General features: G+C 69.6%; 22 protein-coding genes. 8 read left to right on the top strand and 14 right to left on the bottom strand.

The annotated features are described in order from the left end of the window. The first annotated feature begins 59 nt into the window (after positions 1-59). A complete protein-coding gene (locus OHB13_RS12360) occupies positions 60-1,694 on the top strand; it encodes a beta-N-acetylhexosaminidase (RefSeq protein ID WP_328377123.1) in 1,635 nt (544 codons plus the stop codon). A gap of 113 nt (positions 1,695-1,807) precedes the next feature. Here the strand turns inward: OHB13_RS12360 and OHB13_RS12355 are convergent, their stop codons facing one another. From OHB13_RS12355 to OHB13_RS12290, 14 genes are all read right to left on the bottom strand, one after another. Beyond that, positions 1,808-3,640 (bottom strand): IucA/IucC family protein, encoded by a 1,833-nt coding sequence (locus tag OHB13_RS12355; RefSeq protein ID WP_328377122.1) that lies wholly within the window; start codon positions 3,638-3,640, stop codon positions 1,808-1,810. Next, a complete protein-coding gene (locus OHB13_RS12350) occupies positions 3,637-4,161 on the bottom strand; it encodes a GNAT family N-acetyltransferase (protein WP_328377121.1) in 525 nt (174 codons plus the stop codon). The genes OHB13_RS12355 and OHB13_RS12350 overlap by 4 nt, the downstream gene beginning before the upstream one ends. Further along, entirely contained in the window at positions 4,158-5,438 is a 1,281-nt protein-coding gene (locus OHB13_RS12345) for a lysine N(6)-hydroxylase/L-ornithine N(5)-oxygenase family protein (RefSeq protein WP_266856801.1), read from the bottom strand. The genes OHB13_RS12350 and OHB13_RS12345 overlap by 4 nt, the downstream gene beginning before the upstream one ends. Then, positions 5,422-6,861 (bottom strand): pyridoxal phosphate-dependent decarboxylase family protein, encoded by a 1,440-nt coding sequence (locus tag OHB13_RS12340; RefSeq protein WP_328377120.1) that lies wholly within the window; start codon positions 6,859-6,861, stop codon positions 5,422-5,424. Before OHB13_RS12340 ends, OHB13_RS12345 begins: the two co-directional genes overlap by 17 nt. Before the next feature lie 136 nt (positions 6,862-6,997). Next, complete coding sequence (locus tag OHB13_RS12335) at positions 6,998-7,846, bottom strand: siderophore-interacting protein (protein ID WP_328377119.1); 849 nt, start codon at positions 7,844-7,846, stop codon at positions 6,998-7,000. A 3-nt stretch (positions 7,847-7,849) separates the two neighbouring features. Further along, on the bottom strand, positions 7,850-8,878 hold the full coding sequence (locus tag OHB13_RS12330; protein WP_328377118.1) for an ABC transporter substrate-binding protein: 1,029 nt from the start codon (positions 8,876-8,878) through the stop codon (positions 7,850-7,852). Between the two features lie 174 nt (positions 8,879-9,052). Next, positions 9,053-9,751 carry a response regulator transcription factor gene (locus OHB13_RS12325; RefSeq protein WP_328377117.1) on the bottom strand — a complete coding sequence of 233 codons (699 nt, stop codon included), beginning with the start codon at positions 9,749-9,751 and terminating at the stop codon, positions 9,053-9,055. Between the two features lie 49 nt (positions 9,752-9,800). Next, the gene (locus OHB13_RS12320) at positions 9,801-11,000 is read right to left on the bottom strand and encodes a sensor histidine kinase (RefSeq protein ID WP_328377116.1); all 1,200 of its coding nucleotides are present in this window, start codon (positions 10,998-11,000) and stop codon (positions 9,801-9,803) included. A 37-nt stretch (positions 11,001-11,037) separates the two neighbouring features. Continuing rightward, positions 11,038-11,589: a hypothetical protein gene (locus tag OHB13_RS12315; RefSeq protein ID WP_328377115.1), complete on the bottom strand. Its 552-nt coding sequence runs from the start codon at positions 11,587-11,589 to the stop codon at positions 11,038-11,040. A 174-nt stretch (positions 11,590-11,763) separates the two neighbouring features. Beyond that, positions 11,764-12,495, bottom strand: coding sequence for an amino acid ABC transporter ATP-binding protein (locus tag OHB13_RS12310; RefSeq protein ID WP_266856815.1), 732 nt, complete (start codon positions 12,493-12,495; stop codon positions 11,764-11,766). After that, a complete protein-coding gene (locus OHB13_RS12305) occupies positions 12,495-13,991 on the bottom strand; it encodes an ABC transporter substrate-binding protein/permease (RefSeq protein WP_328377114.1) in 1,497 nt (498 codons plus the stop codon). The genes OHB13_RS12310 and OHB13_RS12305 overlap by 1 nt, the downstream gene beginning before the upstream one ends. Before the next feature lie 136 nt (positions 13,992-14,127). Continuing rightward, entirely contained in the window at positions 14,128-14,874 is a 747-nt protein-coding gene (locus tag OHB13_RS12300) for an IclR family transcriptional regulator (protein WP_328377113.1), read from the bottom strand. Between the two features lie 346 nt (positions 14,875-15,220). Continuing rightward, on the bottom strand, positions 15,221-15,691 hold the full coding sequence (gene aac(6') / locus OHB13_RS12295) for an aminoglycoside 6'-N-acetyltransferase (RefSeq protein WP_266856820.1): 471 nt from the start codon (positions 15,689-15,691) through the stop codon (positions 15,221-15,223). A gap of 8 nt (positions 15,692-15,699) precedes the next feature. After that, positions 15,700-16,035: an MFS transporter gene (locus OHB13_RS12290; RefSeq protein ID WP_328377112.1), complete on the bottom strand. Its 336-nt coding sequence runs from the start codon at positions 16,033-16,035 to the stop codon at positions 15,700-15,702. A 113-nt stretch (positions 16,036-16,148) separates the two neighbouring features. Here OHB13_RS12290 and OHB13_RS12285 point away from each other — a divergent pair, with 113 nt between their 5' ends. From OHB13_RS12285 to OHB13_RS12255, 7 genes are all read left to right on the top strand, one after another. Beyond that, the gene (locus OHB13_RS12285) at positions 16,149-16,370 is read left to right on the top strand and encodes a hypothetical protein (RefSeq protein ID WP_266856824.1); all 222 of its coding nucleotides are present in this window, start codon (positions 16,149-16,151) and stop codon (positions 16,368-16,370) included. A 324-nt stretch (positions 16,371-16,694) separates the two neighbouring features. Continuing rightward, complete coding sequence (locus OHB13_RS12280) at positions 16,695-17,993, top strand: MFS transporter (protein ID WP_328380279.1); 1,299 nt, start codon at positions 16,695-16,697, stop codon at positions 17,991-17,993. A gap of 128 nt (positions 17,994-18,121) precedes the next feature. Beyond that, positions 18,122-19,138 (top strand): LacI family DNA-binding transcriptional regulator, encoded by a 1,017-nt coding sequence (locus OHB13_RS12275; protein ID WP_328377111.1) that lies wholly within the window; start codon positions 18,122-18,124, stop codon positions 19,136-19,138. Positions 19,139-19,476: 338 nt separating this feature from the next. Further along, entirely contained in the window at positions 19,477-20,673 is a 1,197-nt protein-coding gene (locus OHB13_RS12270; protein ID WP_328377110.1) for a hypothetical protein, read from the top strand. Positions 20,674-20,743: 70 nt separating this feature from the next. Then, complete coding sequence (locus tag OHB13_RS12265) at positions 20,744-22,468, top strand: class I adenylate-forming enzyme family protein (protein ID WP_328377109.1); 1,725 nt, start codon at positions 20,744-20,746, stop codon at positions 22,466-22,468. Between the two features lie 3 nt (positions 22,469-22,471). After that, entirely contained in the window at positions 22,472-23,638 is a 1,167-nt protein-coding gene (locus tag OHB13_RS12260; protein WP_328377108.1) for a CaiB/BaiF CoA transferase family protein, read from the top strand. Next, positions 23,635-24,513, top strand: coding sequence for an enoyl-CoA hydratase/isomerase family protein (locus OHB13_RS12255; protein WP_328377107.1), 879 nt, complete (start codon positions 23,635-23,637; stop codon positions 24,511-24,513). The genes OHB13_RS12260 and OHB13_RS12255 overlap by 4 nt, the downstream gene beginning before the upstream one ends. Positions 24,514-24,536 lie beyond the last annotated feature (23 nt).

The following is a 24,536-nucleotide window of genomic DNA, read 5'->3' as shown; positions in this document are numbered from 1 at the left end:
TGGGGCACGTTCGGCTGCCCAGCACCACAGTTGCGAGCCCCTCCGGAGGGAATCCGCTTGTGAGACTGCACAGAACACTCGAATCCAGGTCCCTGCCCCGGCTTCTCGGTACGTTCCTCCTCGTCGCGGCCGCCGGATTCGCCGGCACCGGCGCGGCCCCGGCCGCCACCCCCGCCGCGTCCGCCGCCCCCACCGTCCGCCCACTCGGCGCGATCATCCCCGCGCCCTCCTCCGTCCACGCCGGCGGAGCCCCGTACGCGATCACCGGCAGGACGCACATCCGGGCGGACTCCGCAGCCGCGCGCCAGGTCGGCTCGTATCTGGCGGGGCTGCTCAGGCCCTCCACCGGATACCCGCTGCCGGTCACCGGCGGCTCGCACGGCGGCCGGGGCGCCATCACGCTGACGCTCAGCCCCCGTGAACACGGCCTCGGCGACGAGGGATACCGGCTGGTCAGTTCCGCGGACGGGGTCACGATCACAGCGGAGAAGGCCGCCGGACTCTTCCACGGCGTCCAGACGCTGCGCCAGCAGCTGCCCGCCGCTGTCGAGGCACACCGGCGGCAGCCCGGCCCGTGGCAGGTCGCGGGCGGCACCGTCACCGATGTGCCCCGGTACGCCTACCGGGGCGCCATGCTCGATGTCTCGCGGCACTTCTTCACCGTCCAGCAGGTCGAGCGGTACATCGATGAGCTGGCGCTCTACAAGATCAACAAACTGCATCTGCATCTGAGCGACGACCAGGGCTGGCGCATCGCCATCTCCTCCTGGCCGAAACTGGCCACGTACGGCGGCTCGACCGAGGTCGGCGGCGGCAAGGGCGGCTACTACACCCAGGCGGACTACCGGGAGATCGTGCGCTACGCGGCCTCGCGCCACCAGGAGGTCATCCCCGAGATCGATCTGCCCTCGCACACCAACGCGGCCCTGGCCTCCTACCCCGAGCTGAACTGCGACGGCGTCGCGCCCCCGCTCTACACGGGCACCGACGTCGGCTTCAGTTCGCTGTGCGTGCCCAAGCCGGTGACGTACGACTTCGTGGACGATGTGGTGCGCGAGCTGGCCGCGCTCACCCCCGGCCAGTATCTGCACATCGGCGGCGACGAGGCGCACTCCACGAGCCAGGCCGACTACGACGCCTTCATGGACAAGGCGAAGGCCATCGTCGGCAAGCACGGCAAGAAGGTCGAGGGCTGGCACCAGATCACCGCGGCCGCCCCGGTGAAGGGCGAGGTCGCCCAGTACTGGGGGTACGACGGCACCGGTGCCGCCGAGCGGGCGCAGGTCGTGGACGCGGCGAAGAAGGGCACGAAGCTGGTCATCTCACCGGCCGACCGCGCGTACCTCGACATGAAGTACACGGCGGACACCAAGCTCGGCCTGTCCTGGGCCGGTCTGGTCGAGGTGCAGCGTTCGTACGACTGGAATCCGGCGACCTATCTGGCGGGCGCGCCGGCCGGTTCGGTCATCGGGGTCGAGGCGCCGCTCTGGTCGGAGACGCTGACCACCAGCGAGGACATCGACTACATGGCGTTCCCGAGGCTCCCCGGGATCGCCGAGCTGGGCTGGTCGCCGCAGTCCACCCATGACTGGGGCGCGTACCGGACCCGGCTCGCCGCGCAGGCACCCCGGTGGGACGCGCTGGGCATCGACTACTACCGGTCGCCCCAGGTGGACTGGCCCGCGCAGCAGTAGCGGCACGAAGTGCGCCCGGCGTACGGAGAGGACGGTCTCCGCACGCCGGGCTGTTCTCTGCACGCCGGGCGGTTCTCTCCACGACCGCCGTGGACCAGGACGACCGCCGTGGATCAGGCGATCGGGTTCTTCAGGGTCCCGGAGAGCTGGAGCGCACCCGCCGGGTCCTGAAGGTCCACCATCTGCTGGTTGTTGCGCAGCTGGAGCCGGTTGAGGCAGGACAGTGCGAACTCCGGCGCGAACAGGTCGTACTGGCGGAACTTGTCGGCCAGTTGGGGCACCGAGCTCTGGTAGTCCCGTACGCAGGTGCCGACGGTCTGCCAGAACTCGTCCTCGCCGAGCACGCCATCGGTCGCCAGCGTCGCGCCGAGGAAGCGGAAGAAGCAGTCGAAGACATCGGTGAACAGCGACAGGAGTTTCATGTCGTCCGGTACGTCGGCGCGGACGCGCTCGACGTCCGGCGGCAGCACCGCGTCGGGGTCCATCACCGCGATCTCCTCGGCGATGTCCTTGTAGACCGCCCGCCGCACCACGCCGTCCTCGATGACCAGGATCACGTTCTCGCCGTGCGGCATGTAGACGAGGTCGTAGGCGTAGAAGCTGTGCAGCAGCGGGGTGAAGTACGCGTCGAGGTAGCGGCGCAGCCAGACGGCCGGTTCGAGACCCGACTCGGCGATGAGCGCACCCGCGAACGAGGCGCCGTCCCGGTCGGTGTGCAGCAGCGACGCCATGGTGGCGAGGCGCTCGCCCGGTTCGAGGGAGGGCACCGGGCTCTCCCGCCAGAGCGCGGCCAGCATCTTGCGGTACGGCGAGCCCTTCACGGTCGCCTGCTCGTACTGCCGGTGGTGGTAGCCGATCGAGGCGCGCTCACGGATGATCGTCAGGCCGGTGGCCTTCAGCAGTGGGTCGCTCTCGATGAGCTGCCCGAGCCAGTCGTTGATCGCGGGCGTGGCCTCCATGTACGCGGCGGAGAGCCCCCGCATGAAGCCCATGTTGAGCACCGACAGCGCTGTTTTGACGTAGTGCTTCGCCGGGTCGCTGGTGTTGAAGAAGGTACGGATGGACTGCTGCGCGAGGTACGAGTCGTCGCCGTGCCCCAGTAGCACGAGCCGCTGCTTGGCCACCTCGGCGGCGAAGGTGACGGAGAGTTTGTTCCGCCACTGCCAGGGGTGCACAGGGATCAGGAAGTACGCGTCGAGATCCAGGCCGAGCCCGGTCATGGTCGCGGCGAACCGCTCCAGGGTCTCCGCGCCCAGTTCGGCCCGGATCAGTGACTCGTAGTCGAGTCCTGCGCCCGCGCTGAAGGTGGCGTGGTCGCGCCGGGCGGCCAGCCAGATCAGCCGGACCGGGCTCGCCGCCTCCGGCGCGTAGCTGAGGTACTCGTCCGAACCGAATCCCAGGCGGCCGTTGTTGGCGACGAAACAGGGGTGGCCCTCGGTCATCCCGGTCTCGATGTCCTGGAAGCCGGACGCGGCCAGCTGGGCGGCGGAGACGGGGTGTTCGGCCTGCCGGGCCAGTTTGTACGCCGTGCTGGACAGCGTGGAGGAGATCTCCTCCAGATAGACCGGCAGGATCGCGTCGCTCAGCCCCAGCACCTCCCGCAGCTCGATGAAGAACTCCAGTGCGTCCAGCGGGAGTTCTTCGGTGCCGCGGTGGCGGGTGATGGAATCGGCCGGGATGTGCCAGTGGTCGAGGGCGAGGATCCGGGCTCGGAACCGGTACTCGGTCCCGCCGTCGTCACTGCGTACGGAGAACTCGCCGTGTGCGGAGGACTCACTGGGTACGGAGGACGGGGTTTCCCCTGTTCCGGCGGGACCGAGAGGGGCGGGCCCGTCGCCGAACGGCTGAGGGGACAGCAGCCGCTCGTGCGAGAACTCCGCCAGCGCCTTGCGGATCAACTGCCGCTCGGCCTCGGCCCAGAGTACGGGGGTCAGATGGCTGCTCATCGGCGGGCTCCCTCGAACGCGGCGCGGGTGCAGACGCTCAGCAGCGCGGTCTTCTCGGGCTTCGCCAGTTCGCGCACCGCCTCGAAGCCGACGGCCTTGTTGAGCGCGTGGACCGCCGTGTTGCGTATGTCGGGCTCCACCACGACCCGGCGCGTCGCCGGGTCCGCGAACAGCTCGGTCATCACAGCCGTGATCACCGCCCGGGTGAAGCCGTGCACGGGGTTGTCGGTGGGCGCGACCAGGAAGTGCATGCCGACATCGCCGGGTTCGGGTTCGTAGAGGCCCTTGAGCTCGACGTGGGCGGGGTCGTACCGCTCCATCAGGAACGCAGGTGTGGAGCCGTGCAGTCCTATGAAGGCGTCGTGGTGCTCCGCCGCCGCTATCGCCATGTACTCGCGCTCGACTTCGGTGAGGTTCAAGTCCTGCATCATCCAGTAGACGGACTTGGGGTGGGTGACCCAGCCGTGCACCAGCTCGGCGTCGGTACGGAGGTCCAGCGGGCGGATGGTGAAGCGGTTCATGCGGTGAACTCCTGGAAAGCGATGGTCTTTTCGACCGGGTAGTACTCCTGGCCGCCGAGCAGCTCGCGGATGATGCACGAGTTGCGGTACGCGGCCATCCCGAGGTCGGGTGCGACGAAGCCGTGGGTGTGCAGTTCGGCGTTCTGTACGTAGATCGTCCGGTCCGGGTCGATGCTGTAGTTGCGGTGGACGTCGAAACGACCCTGCTCGTCCCAGTTGATCCGGTCGTGCACCGGGGCGAGGAATTCGGGCACCCGGTACTTGTAGCCGGTGGCCAGGACGAGCCCCTGGGTGGCGAGGGTGAAGTCCTTCTCCTGTTCCTGCTGGCGCAGCCCCAGCGTGTAGGTGCCGTGGTCGTAACCAGCCGTCTCCAGCGAGGTGTTGGTCATCAGCCGGGTCGCCACCGGGCCGCGCCGGTTCTTCGCGTACAGCAGGTCGAAGATGGCGTCGATCAGCTCGGAGTTGATCCCCTTGTAGAGGTTCTTCTGCGACACGTTGAGCCGGTCGCGGGTCCGGGACGGCAGCCCGTGGAAGTAGTCCACGTACTCGGGCGACGTCATCTCCAGCGTGAGTTTCGTGTACTCCAGCGGGAAGAAGCGGGGAGAGCGGGTCACCCAGTTCAGCGCGTACCCGTGCTGGTCGATGTCCTGGAGCAGGTCGTAGTAGATCTCGGCGGCGCTCTGCCCGCTGCCGACGACGGTGACCGACTCCTTGGCCTGGAGGGTCTCCTTCGCCTCCAGGTAGCGGGAGTTGTGGATCAGGTCGCCGCCGAGGTCACGGCAGGGTTCCGGGAGGTACGCGGGGGTTCCGGTGCCGAGGACGAGTCTGCGTCCCCGGTACACGGCGCCGCCCGCGGTGCGCACTGCGTAGACCGCGTCCCGCTCCTCGTACGTCACCTCGGTCACCGACTCGCCGAAGCGGATCGCGGGTATCTTCGCGGCGGCCCACCGGCAGTAGTCGTTGAACTCCTCGCGCAGCGGATAGAAGCTCTCGCGGATGTAGAAGGAGTACAGCCGCCCGGATTCCTTCAGGTAGTTGAGGAAGGAGTACGGCGATGTGGGGTCGGCCAGGGTGACCAGGTCGGACATGAAGGGCGTCTGGAGCGTGGAGCCCTCCAGGAACATCCCGCTGTGCCAGTCGAAGTCCGGCTTGGACTCCAGGAAGAGGCCGTTCAGTTCGTCGACCGGGTCGGCCAGGCAGGCGAGCCCCAGATTGAACGGTCCGAGCCCGACCGCGATGAAGTCGTAAGGCGCGTGGGGCTCAAGAGGCGTGGACAAGGGTTTCTCCCAGGTACTGGCCGGCGTGCTCGGCGAGGAGTTCGAGGACGGCCGCGATGTCGGCGAGGGTGGTCTGCGGGTTGAGCAGGGTGAATTTCAGATAGGCGCGGCCGCTGACCGTCGTACCGGCGACGACGGCGTCGCCCGACGCGAACAGGGCTTTGCGCGCATACCGGTTGGCCCGGTCGATCAGCGCGGGGCTGATGACATCGCCGGGGATGTAGCGGAAGACGAGGGTGGAGAGCTGAGGTTCGACGGCCACATCGAAGCGCGGGTCGGCGGCGAGGAGCTTCCACCCCTCTTCGGCGAGGTCGACCACCTCGTCGAAGAGCCCGCCCACGGCGTCGGCGCCCATCACGCGCAGCGTCATCCACAGCTTGAGGGCGTCGAAGCGCCGGGTGGTCTGGAGGGACTTGTCGACCTGGTTCGGGATGCGGGACTCGGCGGCGGAGCGCGGGTTGAGGTAGTCCGCGTGGTACGTGGCGTGCCGCAGGGTGACCCCGTCCCGTACCACCAGCGCGCTCGAACTCACCGGCTGGAAGAAGGACTTGTGGTAGTCGACGGTGACCGAGTCGGCGTGCTCGATGCCTTCGAGACGGGCGCGCCTGCGGGAGACGAGCAGCCCGCAGCCGTACGCGGCGTCGACGTGCATCCAGGTGCCGTACCGGGCGCAGAGCTCGGCGATCTCGGGCAGCGGGTCGATGGAGCCGAAGTCGGTGGTCCCGGCGGTGGCGACGACGGCCATCGGGACGGCGCCGTCGGCGCGGCAGCGCTCCAGCTCACGGGCGAGCGCCAGGGTCTGCATGCGCTTGTCCTGGTCGCAGGGGATGGAGACGACCGCTTCGGGGCCGAGACCGAGCAGTTTCGCGGACTTCTGGACGCTGAAGTGGCTGCATTCGGAGGCGAACACTCGCAGCAGGGAGGCATCGGTGGTCTTCGCCTCCTCGCGGGCCAAAAGCAGCGCCTGGAGGTTGGACTGCGATCCGCCGCTGGTGAAGACGCCGTCGGCGCCCGGACCGTAGCCGATCCGGCCGGCCGTCCAGTCGATGAGGCGCTGCTCGATCAGGGTGCCGCCCGCGCTCTGGTCCCAGGTGTCCAGCGAGGAGTTGACGGCGGAGAGCACGGCCTCGGCGACCACCGCGGGGATGACGACCGGGCAGTTCAGATGGGCCAGATAGCGGGGGTGGTGGAAGTAGACGGCGTCCCGCAGGTAGACGGTGCCGAGTTCGTCCAGGGCGGCTTCCGCGGTGCCCAGCGGCTTGTCCAGGTCGACGGAGTCCAGGACGGGGGCGAGTTCCTGGTGCGAGATTCCGGTGAACGGCTTTTTGGTGGAGGCGAGTTGGGCCGCCACCCGCTCGACTGCTGCGGTGGCAGTGAGGCGGTACTGCTCCGCTGTCGTGTCGTTGAGCAGGTGTGAGCGCATGAACGGTCCTCCGGGGAAGGGAGAAGGGGGGCGAGGGCACTGCGACGTCGTAGCCGGGTAGCCTTAGTTAGGTAAGCCTAACCTAACTAATCCGGGCGTCGCAATGAGGCCTCACCCCCCCTGGGGGATGTACCGGTCAGGCGGCGCGCGCCGCGGTCTCCCTCAGCTGTTCCTCGCTGAGCCCACGGCGCCAGTAGCCGACGAACGTGACCTGTCTGCGGTCGACTTGGCGCTCCCGTACGAGATGGCGGCGCAGCTCCTTGACGCAACCGGACTCGCCCGCGATCCAGGCGTACGGGTGCGCGCCGGGCAGCTCGGCCGCGCGTACGGCGTCGATGGCGGCCGGGGCGCCCTCGTCCCGCACGAGCCAGGTGACCCGCGCGTTCGCCTCGGTCCGCAGCGGCTGCCGGTCGGCGGCGTGCTGGACCTCAAGCCAGACCTGGGCCCTGGTGCCGGCCGGCAGCCACTCCAGGATGGCCGAGGCGGCGGGCAGCGCGGTCTCGTCCGCCCAGATCAGCACCGAGTCGGTGCCGGTGGGCGGCTGGAAGCGGACGGCCGTGTTGTGCTCGACGGCGGGCCCCAGGACGCGGACCCGCTGTCCTGGCGTGGCCTGCCGGGCCCACCGGGAGGCGGGGCCGCTCGCCGCGTCCGCGGCCGAGGCCGCCGCGCCGTGCAGCGCGAAGTCGATGTCGACCTCGTCGGGGTCGCGGCGCTGCTCGCGCACGGTGTACGAGCGCAGCACGGCCCGTACGTCGTCGGGCAGCGCCCGCCACTCGGCGAACCAGTTCTCGCCGGCGGGCAGTCGGGGCTCCTGCTGCCCCGGGTGGGGCAGGAAGAGGGAGAGGCTCTGGTCACGGCCCCCGGCGGCGAAGTCCCTGAGGTCCTCGCCGCCGAACGTGATGCGGACCATCGACGGGCCGAGCCGCCGGGTCCGTACGACATGCAGGCCGAAGAAACGGAAGGGGGCGATGGCGGCCGTCGTCATGGGTCAGCTGACCTTCTTCGCGGTCTCTATCGCCTTGGCCAGCGCCTCCAGGGCCGGGGCGCACTTGTCGTAGGAGAAGATCGGGTCCGTCGTGGAGCGCGGGATGACCTGTCCGGCCTTGACCGCGGGCAGCTCGCCCCAGGTCGGCTTGGACTTCAGCGCGGACGGCTGGATGGCGGAGCTCCGGTTGTCCATCATGATGATGTCGGCCGGGTACTTGTCGGCGTTCTCCCAGCTCAGGCTCTCGAACCAGCCGTCCTTGTCGACCTTGTCCGGTACGACGATGTTGACGCCGAGCTCCTTGAAGTACCGCAGGTCGGCGGAGGGTTCGGGGGTCGAGATGTAGAGCAGATCGGCGCTGGCCGAGCCGATGAGCACCTTGATCTTCGGGTTGGCCTTCGCGGCGGAGCGCAGCCGGGCCGCGGCCTTCTCGAAGCGGGCCTTGGCGTCGGTGACCTTCTTGGCCTTCAGGTCGGCGCCCAGGGACTCGGCCAGTTCGGCGTGGCGCTGGAGCGCGGCGGGCATCGAGGTGCGGGCGACCATCAGGGCGACGCTCGGGGCCAGCTTGAGGATCTTGGACTTCGACTCGTCGGGGACGTACCAGAGGGCGCCCTTGTCGTACATGCCGGTGATCAGCAGCTGGGGGCTGAGTGCCGCGTACTTCTCGACGTTGAACTCGCCCCAGACGTTGCCGAGTATCTCGACCTTGCTGATGTCGAGATCGCCGGCCTGCACATCGGCTTTGCCGTCCTTGGTCCTGGTCGGCCCGAAGACCCCGGTGACCTCGACGCCGTAGTCGTGCAGCGCCGCGGCGGTCCCGGTGAAGGCGACGATCTTCGTGGGGGTTGCGTCGGCCTTGGCGGTGATGCCACGGTCGTCCTTGAAGGACCAGGGGCCGGAGTCCGATTTCGCAGAGCCCGAGCTCTTGGAGTCGCTGCCGCCGCAGGCAGTGAGGGCGGCACCGATACCGATGACGCCGCCCGCGGCGAGGATGCCGCGACGGGAGATGTGAGAGGCGCGGGCGTTGGGCATGGCTGGACTCTGCTTTCCGTACGTGCCGGGACGGCCACTGGGCAATTCCTGGTCAGGTTAGCCTAACCTGACCTCTTGTCCAGGGGGTGGGGGACCGTCGCCGGGTACGGGGGAACCGCTGCGGGTTCCCAGCGTTGTGTCGCTACGGGCTCCGGCTTACGGGTTCCTTCTGGCCTACGGGGTCCTGTCGGCCAGTCCGTACCGCCAGGCCCAGGCGATCAGCGCACCGCGGTCGTCCAGGGCCAGCTTGGCCAGCACATGGTTGAGGTGCGTCTTGACCGTCGCCTGGCTGACGACCATCTCCTTGGCCACCTGCCGGTTGTTGAGCCCCTGCGCCACCAGTCGCACGACGTCGATCTCCCGCCGGGTGAGGCCCTCGGCCTCGGCCGGAACCCCGGGTGAGGCCGCGACCACGGGGGCGGGTCCGGGCGCCGGAGCGGTGGAGTCCGGTTCGCTGACGACCAGTTCGACCAGGCGGCGCTGGACCGCGGGGTCCAGAACGGTGTGCCCAGCCGCCACATCGCGGACCGCGGCGAGCACCGCCTCACCGGTGGCGTCCTTGGTCAGATAGCCGGACGCGCCCGCCCGCAGAGCCGGCATCACCGCGTCGTCGTCCGCGTACGTGGTCAGGATGAGCACCCGGACCCCGATGTCCGCGGTGACGACCCGGGCCGTCACCTCGGCGCCGGTCAGCCCCGGCATCCGCAGGTCGACGAGGGCCACATCGGGCCGCGACTCCGTGGCCAGCCGAACGGCCTCGTGCCCGTCGCCCGCCTCGCCGACCACCTCCATGTCGTCGGCCGATGACAGCAGCAGCACGACCCCGTCCCGTACCACTGCCTGATCGTCCGCCACCAGTACCCGAATCGTCACGCGTCCGCCTCCCCGCCCGTGTGCGGCGCCCGGACGCCGGCTGATGTGTTCACGACCCCATCTTCCCAGCCGGGCCCGCGCCACCCCCGGCCCCCGCGACCGGTACGCGCATCTCGATCCGCCAGCCCGCCCCGCCGGGGACCGGCCCGGCGGACAGCGTCCCGCCGACGGCCTCGATCCGCTCGGCCATGCTCCGCAGACCGGTGCCGCTCCCCTTCACGCCCGAGGGTCCGCGGCCGGCCGGCAGCCCGTGGTCGCGGACGTCGACCAGCAACTCCCGCTCCGACCACGCCACATCCACCTCGATGACGCTCCCGGTCGCATACCGCGCCGCGTTCGTCAGGGCCTCCTGCACCGCCCGGTACACCGCGTGGCCCGCCTCGGGGCCGAGCGGGCAGGGCCTGCCGGTGACCCGCAGGCGCGCATCGCCGGGGAAACCGCCGACCAGACCCTTGAGGTCGTCCACGCCCCGCAGCGGCGCGTGCCGCAGCGCACCGACCGCGGCGCGCGCCTCCTGGACGCCGTCCCGCGCGAGGTCCGCCGCGCGGTCGATGGGGCCGGTCAGCGACGCGGGCGCGCCCTCCCGGCCGGCGATCGCCCGTACCGCCTGCAACTGCACGGACAGACCGGCCAGGCTGTGCGCCAGGACGTCGTGCATCTCCCTGGCGATACGGCTGCGTTCCTCGACGGCCGCCGCCTCCTGCAGGGCCTGCCGGGACGCCTCGACCTCGGCCAGCAGCGCCACGGCCCGGTCCCGCTCCGCCTGGAGCGCGGTGTGCTCCACGGAGCGGTCGGCGAGGAGCCAGGCGCCCACCGCGGCCAGCAGTCCGGCCAGACTGCCGGTGACCACCATGATCGCGATCCCGAACGCGGCCGACATCACCGCGACGGCGGTCGTCCGCACGGGCCCCGCGGGCAGGCGCAGCGGGAGGACGGAGACGCCCGCGAGCACCGGGAAGGAGCCGAGTCCGGTCGGCACCAGGAGCGAGATCGCGAGGCCGGAACCCATGGCGATCGTCGCGCCCAGGGCGCCCAGGACGGACGGCAGGGTCCGCCGGCCGAGCAGCATCCCCAGCGCCGCGAGGACTCCGAGCGCACCGATGACGATCCTGAGGGGCGTCCCGTGGGCCTGGAGCACGGTGACCGTCATACAGGCCACCATGGCCGTCGCGCCCCGGAAAGTGCCCCGGTCCAGCGCTTTCCAGCCCGGTGCTTCCCAGACCGGCGTGCTCCACCAGCGCCCGTTCATCTCCGCACTCCGTTCTCCGCCGGCTGCTCCGCCCCGGTCAGACGTAGGTGCCGGGGCGCGGCGCCGGGGCGGCGGACACCGACGGGGTGCGCTTGGCGCGCGCGGTGAGGAGCCCCCCGCGGACGACGATCGTACCCAGCCGGACGACGACCTCACCGAATGCCATCAGGACGAGAGCCACCACCCACGCCTGGCCGCTGGTGATGTCATGGGCGACGGAGAAGTGCGCGAGATGGGCCTCGCCGGAGGGGTGGCTGGACCAGATGGCGAAACCCAGCCGGAAGCCCATGCAGATCACCCAGAGCGCCGCGGCGCTCACGGTGGCCTTGATGCGTACGTGCCCTTCCGCGTAGCGGACGCGGGTCAGCAGGCCGGAGACGAGGCCGAAGACGATTCCCACACCCGCGAACACCGCGATCAGTGGCAGGTCGTTCCCCGCGGTGGGGAAGGCGTCCAGGTAGTTGAAGCCCGTCCAGGCGATGATGCCCAGCGGCAGGAGGATGGTGCGGGCGGTGAGCCGTTCCTCCCGCAGCTGGCGGAGGACGATGAGGAGAAGCGCGATGTCGATGATCCAGTCGGTGAGCGTCATGGCTTCGACTATTCGCTCCGGCGCCCCGGATTCCTTCAACCCACGGGTGGAAGGGGGGTGGAACGGGGGTGGAACCCGGGTGCAGCCGGGCCTCCACCCGGGGCAGGACCCCAGGGGGGAGGGGCCCGGGTGGAGGCCGGGACGGAGGTCCGGAACGGAGGTCCGGGTGGAGACTTACAGCACCTTCGCCAGGAAGGTCCGGACCCGTTCGTTGTCGTTCCCCTCGGCGAAGAACTCCTCGGGCGGCAGATCAGCGGCGATCCGGCCGCCGTCGATGAAGACGACCCGGTCGGCCACCTTGCGGGCGAAGCCCATCTCGTGCGTCACCACGACCATGGTCATGCCCTCCTTGGCCAGGCCGGTCATGACTTCCAGGACGTCCTGGACCACCTCCGGGTCCAGTGCGGACGTCGGCTCGTCGAACAGCATCAGCTCGGGGTCCATGGCCACGGCCCGTGCGATGGCGACCCGCTGCTTCTGCCCGCCGGACAGCCGGTTCGGGTAGATGTCGGCCCGCCCGAGCATCCCCACCCGGTCCAGCAGGGCGCGCCCCCTGGCCTCCGCGTCCTGGCGGGTCCGGCCCAGCACGTTCATCTGCGGCAGGACCACATTGCGCAGCGCCGTCATGTGCGGGAACAGGTTGAACTGCTGGAAGACCATGCCCATACGGGCCCGCAGCTGGTCCAGGTTCGACTCGGTGGCGCTGAGCTCGTCACCCGAGAACACGACGCGCCCCGAGGTCGGCGTCTCCAGCAGGTTGAGGCAGCGCAGGAACGTCGACTTGCCGCCGCCACTGGGGCCGATGACGGCCACGACCTGCCCCGGCTCGATGGTGAAGTCGATGCCGCGCAGCACCTCGTGATCGCCGAACGCCTTGGTGATGCCCTGGGTTTCGAGGAGTGCCATCAGACGTACACCGCCATCTTCTTCTCTATTGCATGGGTCGCGAAGCCGATGATGTTGGTGAGGATGTAGTAGAGAAGGCCGATGAAGAGATAGACGGTCAGGGCGTCGAACGTCCTGGATATGACCACCTGGCCCACCAGGAACAGCTCGCTGATCGTGACGAACGAGACCAGCGTGGAGTTCTTCGTCAGCGACACGAACTCGTTCCCCAGCGGCGGAAGCATCCGCAGGAACGCCTGCGGGACGACGACATGGCGCATGGCCGACGCGTGGGACATACCGCAGGACCTGGCGGCCTCGATCTGGCCCCGGTCCACCGACTGCACGGCCCCGCGGAAGATCTCCGTGACGTACGAGCCGCTGTACAGGCCGAGCGAGAGCACACCCGCGACCATGGGCGGCAGTTGCAGCCCGAGCTGGGGGAGACCGAAGTAGATCAGGAACAGCTGGACGACGAACGGCGTGCCGCGGATCACGGAGACATAGGCGTTGCCCAGCCAGCGCACCGGCGCGATGCGGCTCAGCTTGGCGAACCCGCCCGTCATGCCGAACAGGAGACTCAGGCACAGCGACATGAGGATCACTTCGATGCTCACCACCAGGCCGTGCCAGATCTGGCCCCAGGAGTCGATGATCGTCTGCGGATTGATGAGTGCGTGCTTCTTCGCCTTGGCCGCGCTGCCGGAGCCGAACCACTTGTGGGTCAGCTTGCCGTAGGAGCCGTCGCTCTTCATGGACTTCAGCGCGCTGTTGAACGCGGTGGTCACCGCCGCGTCCGTCTTCGGGAAGGCATAGCCGTAGTCCTCGCCCGTCAGACGTTTGCCGACCTGCTTGAGGCCGCCCTGCTGGGCGATGAAGTACTGGCCTGCCGGGGCTCCGGTGACGACTGCCGCGGCCTGGCCCAGCTTCACGGACGAGAACATCTGCTGGTTGGTCTGCACCGTGACCACCTTGGCCCGGGGCTGGTTCTCCTTGACCCACTCGACGGACTTGGTGCCGACCTGCACCGCGACCCGCTTGCCCGCCAGATCGTCCAGGGAGTGGATCGTGTTGTCCTTGTCGGCGGTGAACATCGCGAGCCCGCCGGGGTAGTACACGTCCGAGAAGTCGATGACCTTGGACCGCTCCTTGTTGATGTAGATCCCCGAGGCGCCCATGTCGATCTGATGGGCCTGCAACGCCGGGACGATGTTCCCGAACGGCATCTGCGTGAAGGTGACCTTCTTGATGCCCGCGCGCTTGGCGAGTGCCCTGACCAGCTCGATGTCGAAGCCGACCCGGACGCCCTTGGCGTCGGTGAACTCGAAGGGCGGGAACGTCGCGTCGGTGCCCACGCGCAGCGTGGCCTTGCCCGAGCGCAGCTGCTGGAGCTTCTGAGCCCCCTTGTCCGCCTGCGGCGCTGCGGCGGCGGGCGAGGCTCCCGCCAGCAGAAGGAAGGACGAGAGGAGGCCGGCCAGAACGGCTGCGGCCCTTCGTCCCACGGGTGCTCTTACCATGTTCCACTCCATTCGGACCTTGGGTGATGCACGAGTTCAGGTGACGGGGCCGCGGTGCGTAACACCGGGCGCCCGGCGCACCCCCTCGTCACCGGCGGCTCCTCGTCACCGGCGGCCCGTGGGCTGTCCCGGGCCGTCATGGCAGCGGCTCGTCGAGACGGCCGATGTCCTGTGCCGCGGCATGGGTGAGGGTGAGCAGCGCCTGGTGATTGCGGCGGCCCCGGAACTCCGGGGCCATGGTGCTGACGGTTCCGGTGAGTTGCCCCTGCCGGTTGAGGACGGGGACGCTGACCCCCCACACGCCCTCGTCGACAGCTCCGGTGCTCATGGCGTACCCCCGGTCGCGGATGCGGGGGAGGTCGGCGGTGAGCGCCTCGGCCTCACGGGGGCCGATCCGGTGCGCAGCACAGACCTCGGCCACGCGGGCGGCCGGAAGATGGGCGAGGATCGCCTGGGCGCTCGCCCCGAAGGTCAGCGGCTGGCTCAGCCCCGGCGAGAAGCTGCACTTGATCACCCGCGACCCCTCGGCGGCCTCGACGCACAGGACGTGCTGACCGCTGGGGATCAGAAAGGCCGCCAGCTCCTCGGTGTCGGACGCGAGCCGGTCCAGACGGCGCTTCACGCCCCCGCCGCTGAGCATCTCGCGCCGGTAGTTCACCGCCATCTGCACCGCGAGCGACCCCGCGCAGTACCGGCCACGCGTCCGCGTCTGGCTGACCAGACCCAGCTGAGTCAGATCGCCCAGGTGGCGATAGACGGCGCTGACCGGAATGCCGGTGCGGCGGGAGAGGTCCTGAGCGGTCACAGAAGTCTGCTCGGCGAGCACGGCCAGGATGGCACCGGTTCTGTGGGCGGGACCCGGAGCGGTCTTTCCGGTAATCACTCGGCAGACCTTAGGGAACAAATCCAGCCACGACGAGACCGTTGTCTCACCCACTGGGAACTTGCCTATCAACCAGTGGGAGATGTGCGATGTGACGGAGTTGTCGACCGCTCGTGTGAATTGTCCCTCACTGTACGGATATTCCCGGGTGTGAGGCAGCTGGGGGTGCGGTCGATCAGCTGGAGAGGTGGCCGGTCAGGCGCTGGAACGTGGTGTTCCGGGGCAGCCTCGACAGCACTTTTCCGGCCATCCGGTCCGTCCGAGTGGTCACGGCCGTCACTGTTGGCCACGGAGGCCACGGAGGTTATGGAGGTCACGAGGGCAGGGGCCGACCGGCCCGTCCCCGTCAGGTCAGCTCGTCGGCCAGCAGATCCATCAGCAGCCCGTCCTGCCGGACTCCCGCCCGGTCGAGCCCGTACTGCCGCATGATCCCCACCGGCTTGAACCCGACCTTGCCGTAACTGCGGATCGCCGCCGTGTTGGCCGCTGCTGGGTCGATGGTCAGCCGGTGGTGGCCGCGCTCCCGCACCAGCCACCGGGCCAGCGCGCGTACGGCATCGGTCCCGAGCCCCTCCCCGTGCCTGCGTGCCGTCAGGAAGATGTCGATGCCCGCACGGCGGAACTCCGGGTGGGTCTCCTCCGCGAACTGGACGGCGCCGATGACCTCGCCGTCGAGGAGTACGGCGAGCATCCCCTCGTAACCGGCCGGGGGCGCCCACCACTTGGCGACTTCCGGCTCCCGCACGATCCGGTCCAGCTCCGCGCCCTCACCGTCCGCCACGGGCCGCAGTACGACCCGGTCTCCGTGAATCTCCATGCCCCGCATTATCGAGCGCGCACGTCAGGTGGCGCGCCGTCCCGGCTGTCGTCCTGGTCGTCGGGGGAGTCCCGTTCGTCGGAGGAACCCCGTACGAGCAGGGCGGCGACAACCGCAGCCGTGAGGAATCCTGCGGCGCCGACCGACACCGCGGTGTGCAGACCGCGCAGGAAGTCTCCCGCGACCAGCGTGCCGAAGACCGCGACGCCGATGGCGCTGCCGATCTGGCGCGCGGCGTTGAAGGCGGCGGCCGCGGCCCCGCCGCGGCCGGCGGGGACGGCCTCCATCACCGCCGCGGTGGAGGCCGGCATGGTGAACGCGGTGCCGAATCCCGCGGCGGACATCGGGGCGATCACTCGCCGTCGAGGAGACACGGAGCGGAGACGGCTCCACGGACGTCACCACCTATCTGCTCACGCCCCGGGGCCGACAGGAACTCGGCACCTTCGGCGTCGACGTGGATGCCCTGCCACGCCGGCGTGTCACGGTCCGCTACTGCGTCGACTGGTCCGAACAGCGCCACCACCTCGCCGGAGCGCTCGGCGCCGCGATCACTGACCGGATGTTCGCCCTGGAGTGGCTCCGCCACGGAAAGTACCGCCGCGTCATTCGTCTCACGGACACGGGCCGGGAGGAGCTGCGGACGGTGTTCGGCGTACGGGGTGACCTGATCGTGTGACGGGCTGCGCCAACAGCCCTCGGGGCAGGGCCTGTTGACCCTGGTCTGATGATCCTGGCCTGCTGACCGGGGCGACACCACTGCTTGACGCCGTATCGCCTGGCCCTTAACTTGACTGGTAAAACGTCATACCAGGCCGTTGAGACGGCACGCCGTTAAACACCATGCGTGAAATGACCATGCCGTTAAAACGTCATACCAGATCGCTCACCGGCTCGGTTTCGAGTGGCAGCAGGTGTGCACCTGTGCGAGCCGGCCGCCTGTCCGGCTGTGACTGTGACTGTCGAAGGAGACCCAGTGGAGACAGGAGACCCAGTGGAGACAATGGGGCCCGGCAAGGCCAAGATCGTCGTAGCCGCCGCTGCCGGAAACTTCGTGGAATGGTACGACTTTGCCATCTACGGGTACTTCTCTCCCGTTCTCGCCAAGGTGTTCTTCCCCGACTCGGACGGGCTGAACGGCTTGCTCGCGACGCTGGCCATCTTCGGTGCGGCGTTCGTGCTGCGCCCGGTCGGCGCGGTCATCTTCGGGCACCTCGGCGACAGGAGGGGGCGGCGATGGGTGTTGTCCTTCGTCATCCTCACCATGGCCGGTGCGACGACACTGATCGGACTGCTGCCGTCCTACGCCTCGGCCGGAGTCCTCGCGCCGGTCGCCCTCACCGTGCTGCGTCTCGTCCAGGGACTCTCGGCCGGCGGTGAGTTCGGCGGAGCCGCGTCGCTGCTCTTCGAGCACGCGCCCTCCCGCAAGCGCGGTGTCTTCGGATCCGCCCAGGCCGCGAGCATCGCCGTCGCGCTCGCTGTGTCGGCGGGCCTCGGTACCGCCCTCACGGCGTGGATGAGCGATGCGTTCCTCCACTCGCAGGGGTGGCGCATACCGTTCCTCCTCGGTCTTCCTCTCGGTGTCGGCGGCTGGTACATCCGCAGGAACATCGACGAGACGCCCTCCTTCACGGCCATGCAGGAGCAGGGGCAGGTCGCTGACAGCCCGGTGAAGGAGGTCTTCCGTGGCCACTGGCGCATGATCATCGCGGGAACGGGGGCGATCGTGTCATGGACGGCCGGGGGATACGTCACGCTTCAGTTCCTCCCGGCCTTCTTCGAAGGCGTTCTCGACAGGAAACTGTCCGAGGGACTCACCGCCTCACTCTGCGGGCTGACCGCGTACGCCGGATTCATCGTCCTCGGCGGGTGGCTCTCCGACCGGGTGGCGCGGTGGAAGGTGATGATGGGCGGCGCGATCGGTCTGGCCGTGGTCGCCGTCCCCTGCTACCAACTCCTCATCCACGGGGGAGCCTTCAGCATCGGAGTCGCGGTCATTCTCTTCGCCGGCTTCCTCGGGCTCACCGCGGGGCCGACGCCCGCGATGCTGTCCGAGCTCGCCCCCGACAACGTGCGCAACTCGTATCTCTCGATCGTCTACTCCGTCGCCAACGCCGCGTTCGGTGGGTTCGCGCCGTACATCGTCACCGCCCTCGTCTCGTCGAGCGGCAATCTGCTCTCGCCGGCGTTCTATCTGATCGGCCTGGAGGCGCTGGCGGTCGCCGGGCTCGTCGGAATCTCCGTGCACATGCGCCATCGCGCGCTTCTCCCCGACGCGAGGCCGGCCGGCGCCCGGGTGTGAGACGGCCGGTCGGCGATGGCGGGCGCTGAAGGCCGGTCCCTGGTGGCCGGTCCCTGAACGCCGGTCCCGGAAGGTCAGGGCTTGGATCAAGCTAGTGTGTGTGTCAGCCCCGGGGAGGAACACACGCAATGGCCACTCTCGTCGACGTAGCGAAGCGGGCCGGCGTATCGGTCGGCGTCGTGTCCCGACTGCTGAACGGTGACGAGACCCTCCGCGTACGGGACGAGACCAAGCGGCGGGTCAGGGAAGCGGCCGCCGAACTGGAATACACGCCGAACTACGCCGCCAGGGCGCTGCGCAAGGCCAAGGTCGGTGTGATCGGCCTGGCAGTGCACGACGCGAGCAACCCCGTCTACAGCGAGATCATCGCGGGCGCCCAGGCCGAGGCGACGAAGGCCGGTTACGCCCTCATGCTGTCGGACGTGGACGCTCTCGCCACGGACGACGTGATGTTCAAGCGTGTGGTCTCCAGCGGTGCGATCGACGGGCTGCTCCTGCAGCGGGCCGGTACCGCTTCCGACGCACTGGTGTCGAAGATCGCGTCCGGCCAGGTGCCGACCGTACTGCTCAACGACCGCACCCGAGGGGCCATCGGCAGCGTGGCCGTCGATGACTACGCGGCGGCGCACCTGGCGGTCTCGCATCTGATCGGCCTGGGCCACCGGCGGATCGGCCTGCTGCAGGTCGACGGCCCCCAGAGCCGTGCGCTCCGCAGGCGCAAGGGCTGGGCCGACGCTCTCGCCGCCGCCGGGCTCGACGCACCGCGCTCCCGCGTCTTCCCCGGCGGCCACACCGCCGAACACGGTTACCGCGGTATGACCGAGCTGCTCTCCGCGCGAAACCGGCCGACCGCTGTGTTCGTCGCCAACGTTCTCTCCGCGGTCGGCGCTCTCAGCGCCGCCCATGACATGGGCGTCTCCGTACCGGACGGCATCTCACTTGTCGGCCTCCATGACGTCTTCGTCGCGAATTTCCTCCAGCCTCGGCTCACTGTTGTCCGGCTGCCGCTGTTCGAGCTCGGCGCCAGAGCGGTCACACTTCTCCTCAAGCAGCTGGAGAACGAACCGGCCCGGCACGAGAGCATCGAGGACCCCGCGCCCGTCATGGTGATCCGGGAATCCAGCGCTCCGCCTGCGGCGGACTGACCCCAACACCCGCCCTCTGAGCGGGAGTTCGCCTCCCGGTTCGCCCCGCGATCCGCCTGTGGATTCGCCCGCGGGCCAGCGCGCGGCGCCGTGTGTTCCTGACCGGCGCCCTCCTCGTGCGTGGCGCCCCTGTCGAGCCCTGACCGGTGCCCCTTCGTGCCCGGAATCCGGCGGCCCTGGTCTGTGTCCCGTACGGGTTCGGCGTCTGCCCTTTGCTCGCGCCGGCGGAAAAAGCTACATTGGTAATGCGTTTTACCAACCACGTTTTACCAACCATCGGCCGCAGTGCGCAGCCGACCCGGCGGATGGCACCTGACGAGCCGGACGAGGAGCTCTTGATGCGAAGCACGACCCGGCTTCGAGGCATGACCTGGGACCACCCACGCGGCATTGACGCCCTCCGGGCCGGCAGCGATGAGTTCGAACGGCTGACGGGGGTCGCGATCGACTGGACCGCGCGCCCGCTCCGCGAGTTCGAGGACACGTCGGTGGTCGAGCTGGCCGCGAGATACGACCTGGTGGCACTCGACCACCCCTTCATCGGCGACGCGGTGGCCGCCGGTGCCCTGATGCCTCTCGATACGGTCCTGCTCCCCGCCGAGCTGGCCGAACGGGCCGATGACTCCGCCGGTCCGAGCAACTCCAGCTACCACTGGAAGGGCCGTCAGTGGGGCGGTGCGGTGGATGCCGCCTGCATGGTCAGCGCCCATCGCGCAGGGGCGGTCGACCCGGCGGGGATACCCGGCCGATGGGACGCCGTGGCCGCGTTCGCACGGCGCTGCGGACGGGAGTCCGTGCTGCTGGCGGCGAATCCGACCCATCTGTGGGGCACGGTCCTGTCGCTGTGCGAGGCCGTCTCCAACACCGCGGTCGGCCCGCGTGACGGCTGGCGCCGGAGTGGTGACGGTCGCCCGGACTGGTGGGGTGACGGCGGTATCGAACCCGCGGTGCTGGACGAAGCCGTCGACAGGGCGCTCCGTCTGCTGCCGCTGTGTGCCCCCGAGTCGCTGCGGAGCGATCCGATCACCGTGCTCGAACGCCTGGCCAGGTCCGGCGATCCGGCCATGTACACACCGTTGGTGTTCGGCTACATCACCTACGCCCGGCCCGGTGCGCGCGGTGAGCTCGTGGCGTTCAGTGACGCACCGCGCGTGGGTGATGACCCTGTCGGCACTCTGACGGGCGGGGTGGGTCTCGCCGTCTCGGCACATGCGGACTCCGGCCGGGAGGCCGCCGCCTTCGTACGTTTCGTGACGTCGGCGAAGGTGCAGGGCGGACTCTCGCGCGACGCCGGAGGGCAGGCGGGCCGCCGGTCGGTCTGGACGGACGAGGACGTCAACGCCCAGGTCACGCACTTCTACCGCGACACCCTCGCCACCATGGACCGCTCCTTCCTGCGCCCCCGGTCGCCCGGATACCCCTCCTATCAGCGGGCAGCGGCGGACGCGCTGCACCGTGGCGTCCTGAACGGTGTGGGGCGACGCGAGATCGTGGCCGAACTCGGAAAGCTGTGGCGCGTGCATGTCCAGGCCTGAATTCGACCTTACGGATCCTGCTGCCCCTGCTGCCCCTGCTGCCCCTTCGGACCACACGGACCCGACTGATGTGACGTTCCATCAATCGTCCACAGTTGCAGAGCAGTTCGCGCTGGCCGAGTCCGCCTACGGCGACCGTCCGGCCCTGCGGTCGGCCCCGACCGGGCCGGGCCGGCCGTGCGACTGGCTGACGTTCTCGGAGGTCGCCGAACTCGCGGGGGCTGCCATTGCTCACCTGGTCGAGCACGGTGCCGCCTTCGGCGACCGGGTCGTGCTCGCCCTGCCGAACAGCATGGTGCTCCGGATCCTCGACCGGGCCGTGCTCGGGTCCGGGCTCGTCCGGGTCGCGCTCTCCCCGCGCCTGCACGCACGGGAGATCGCCGACATCGCGCTCGACTGCGGTGCCCGTGCGGTGTGTTGCTCCCCCGGGGCGGCGGAGGAGATCGGTGCGGCTCTCACCGCTGTGGAGTCCGCCGCGGTCGTGATCGGCTGCGCGGACGGAACGCCGCATCCCGGCCTGCCGCCCGCGACGCTCACTCCGGCCTCGTTGGCGGCCTCGCCCCCGTCGCCTCCCGTAACCCCGCGGCCCACAGCCTCACGTGCCGGCGCACCCTGGCCTGCGCCGGCCCCCTCCGACATCGCGATGCTGATGTACAGCTCGGGGACCACGGGCCGGCCCAAGGGCGCCGTCGTGACACACCGGACCTGGGTGGCGCAGACCCGCCGGGCGCTTCGTGCGCTGCCGTTGGCCGGACCTGGCGACGTCGTCCTGGCGGTCGCCCCGATGAGTCACTTCGGCGGATCGATCGGCCTCGACTGCGCTGTGAACGGGGCGGCCACGGTGACGATGTCCCGGTTCGAACCCCGTGCGGTCCTTGAGGCCGTCGAGAGGTACGGAGTGACGGTCCTGCCACTCGCGCCGATCATGCTCGAACGGCTGGCACATGCCGCCGTCGGAGTGGCCGGCCCGCTGCGCGGCGTCCGGGTCGTTCCGTACGGCGGCTCGCCCATCAGCGCCGAATCGCTCGCGCTGGCCGAGAAGCTCTTTCCCGGTGCTCTCACCCAGTTCTACGGGCTGGCCGAAGCGCTGGCGCCGCTCACGGTGCTGTCGCCGGCCGACCACGCCACGGGGGTCCCCGGGCGGCTGGCTTCCGCGGGCCGGGTCTCCACCGGAGTCGAACTGCGCCTCGTAGACGGAGAGATCGTGGTCCGGAGCGACACGGTGATGACCGGTTACTGGAACAGGCCGGAGCTGACCGCCGCGGTGCTCTCCGACGGCTGGTTCAGGACCGGCGATCTGGCGCACCTGGACCCGGACGGCTATGTGCACCTCAACGGCCGCTCCAGCGACATGATCGTGACCGGGGGGTTCAACGTCCACCCCGCCGAGGTCGAGCGAGTGATCGCCGGGGTCCCCGGGATCCGTGACGTCGCGGTGGTGGGGATGCCCCACCCGGTGTGGGGCGAGGGCGTCACCGCTGCGGTGGTACTCGACGGCGACCGATGGGGCGCCGCTGACGACGTAGCCGACCGGGACGTGATCCTCGCGGGCATCAACCGCGCCTGCAGATCGGCCATCGCGGGCTACAAGAAGCCCGTAGCGGTGCACCGGATCCCGGAAATTCCCCGCAACGCCGCCGGAAAGACCGACCGCAAGGCGTTGCGACACCTGCTGTCCGGCCTGTCCGGCCTGTCCGGCCTGTCCGGCCTGTCCGGCCTGTCCGGCCTGTCCGGCCCGTACGACCCAACCGACCCGTACGGCACGCCCGCCCCGCCCGACCGAGAGGAACACTGAGACATGCAAGCGCTTGACGCCATCCGCGTTCTCGATTTCACACAGATGATGCTCGGCCCCTTCGCCACCCAGCTCCTGGCCGACCTCGGCGCCGACGTCATCAAGGTCGAGCGGCCGGAAGGGGAATGGGAGCGGGACCTCGCCATGATGGGCGAGTACGTCGACGGGGAGTCGGCGGCGTTCCTCGCGATGAACCGCAACAAGCGTTCCGTGGCCCTCGACCTCAAGGATCCCCGGGCCAAGGACGCGTTGCTGAAGCTCGCCGCGACCTGCGACGTGGTCGTCGAGAACTTCCGCCCCGGTGTGATGGACCGGCTCGGCCTCGGTTACGCGGACTTCAAGGCAGTCAGGGACGACATCATCTACTGCTCGGGCTCCGGCTGGGGCCAGGACACCAGCTTCGCCAGGGAGGGCAGGCCCGGCCAGGACCTGCTCATCCAGTCGATGTCGGGCCTTGCCGCATCGACGGGACGCGACATCGATCCGCCGACCCCGGCCGGTACGGCCATCGTCGATCACGCCACCGCGCTCACCCTCGCCAACGGCATCATGGCCGCCATCATCGCCCGCAGCACCCACGGCATCGGCCAGCGGGTGGAAGTGGATCTGTACTCGACGGCCATCGCGATGCAGTGCCAGGAGATCTCGGCATTCGTGAACCAGGGCGCCGAGTACCGGCGGTCGGGCTCCGGCATCGGACAGTCGTGGTTGTCCGCCCCGTTCGGAATCTACGAGACCAGCGACGGCTGGATGGCGATCGCGATGGCACCCCTGGAGACGGTCGCCTCGGCCGTCGGGGTCGCCGGCATCGCCGACTTCGACGCCTGGACCGAGCGCGACGGGGCCAAGAACGCACTTGAGGCGATCATCCGGACGAACACCGCTCAGCACTGGCTCGACGTGCTGCTCCCGGCCGGGGTCTGGGCGGCAAGGGTGCGCAGTACCAAGGAAGCCGTGGACGAACTGCGGGAACAGGGGTCGGATCTGCTGGTGACCGTCGACGGTCCGGCCGGCACCCCGATCGAGCTCGTCGGCTGCCCGGTCTCGCTCAGTGGTACGCCGTGGCGGCAGCGCCTCGCGCCGCCACGGATCGGTGAGCACACCGCCGCTGTCTTCGGTGAGGTGCTCGACGACGTGAGCCTGGCGAACCTGGTCGGTGACGCCCGATGAGTGCTCAGCAGGAGCCACCCACGGTGACGGCAGGGCCGGTTGGGTATCCCCACCCGAATCTCGCAGTCCAGGATCACGCAGTCCAGGACCACACAGTCGCCGGCGCGGGCGCCGTGCGCGTGCTGCGGATCGACCGGGAGGACAAGCTGGGTGCGCTGTCGGGTGGGCTCGTCGTGGCGCTCGGCGAGCAGGTCGCCCGGATCCGGCAGGACCCGGGGATCCGTTCCGTTGTCCTCACCGGCACCGGCCGCGGGTTCATCGCGGGCGCTGACGTGGGCGAGTACTTCGAGGTGAGCACCGAAGCCTTCATGGCGTACCAGCGGACATCGCGCGAGGTGTTCGACGCCCTCGAAGGACTGCCGCAGCCGACCGTCGCCGCCGTGAACGGTTACGCCTTCGGCGGTGGGTTCGAGGTGGCGCTCTGCTGCGACTTCATCATGGCATCGGAGCGGGCCCGATTCGCCCTGCCGGAGGTCACGCTGGGCCTGATACCGGGAGGCGGCGGCACCCAGCGGCTGGCGCGAGCGGCCGGGACACGTCTCACCAAGGAACTCGTGATGACCGGTCGCCGTATGCGCCCGGACGAGGCCTTCCGGCACGGCCTGCTGACCGGGATCACCGAGCCGGGAGCCTTGCAGTCACGCGCCGTCGAGTTCGCCGCTTCCCTCGCGGTCAGGGCCCCTCTCGCGGTCCGCGAAGCCAAGCGGATCATCGACGGCGGGGTGGCGCAGGAGCTGAGCGCGGCCCTCTCGGCCGAACAGTCCGCTCTGGGACGGCTCTTCGACTCCGCCGACGGACAGGAGGGAATCCGCGCGTTCCTTGAGAAGCGCGCGCCTTCCTTCACCGGCCTCTCCTCCACCGGCCTCGCCCCATGAGGACGGCTGCGTCACCACGGTCG

It is taken from the genome of Streptomyces sp. NBC_00440 (genome assembly GCF_036014215.1).
In the GTDB taxonomy this organism is placed as follows: Bacteria; Actinomycetota; Actinomycetes; order Streptomycetales; family Streptomycetaceae; genus Streptomyces.
The sequence above is the reverse complement of the archived record's forward strand: the minus strand, read 5'-3'. Positions and strand labels throughout refer to the sequence as shown.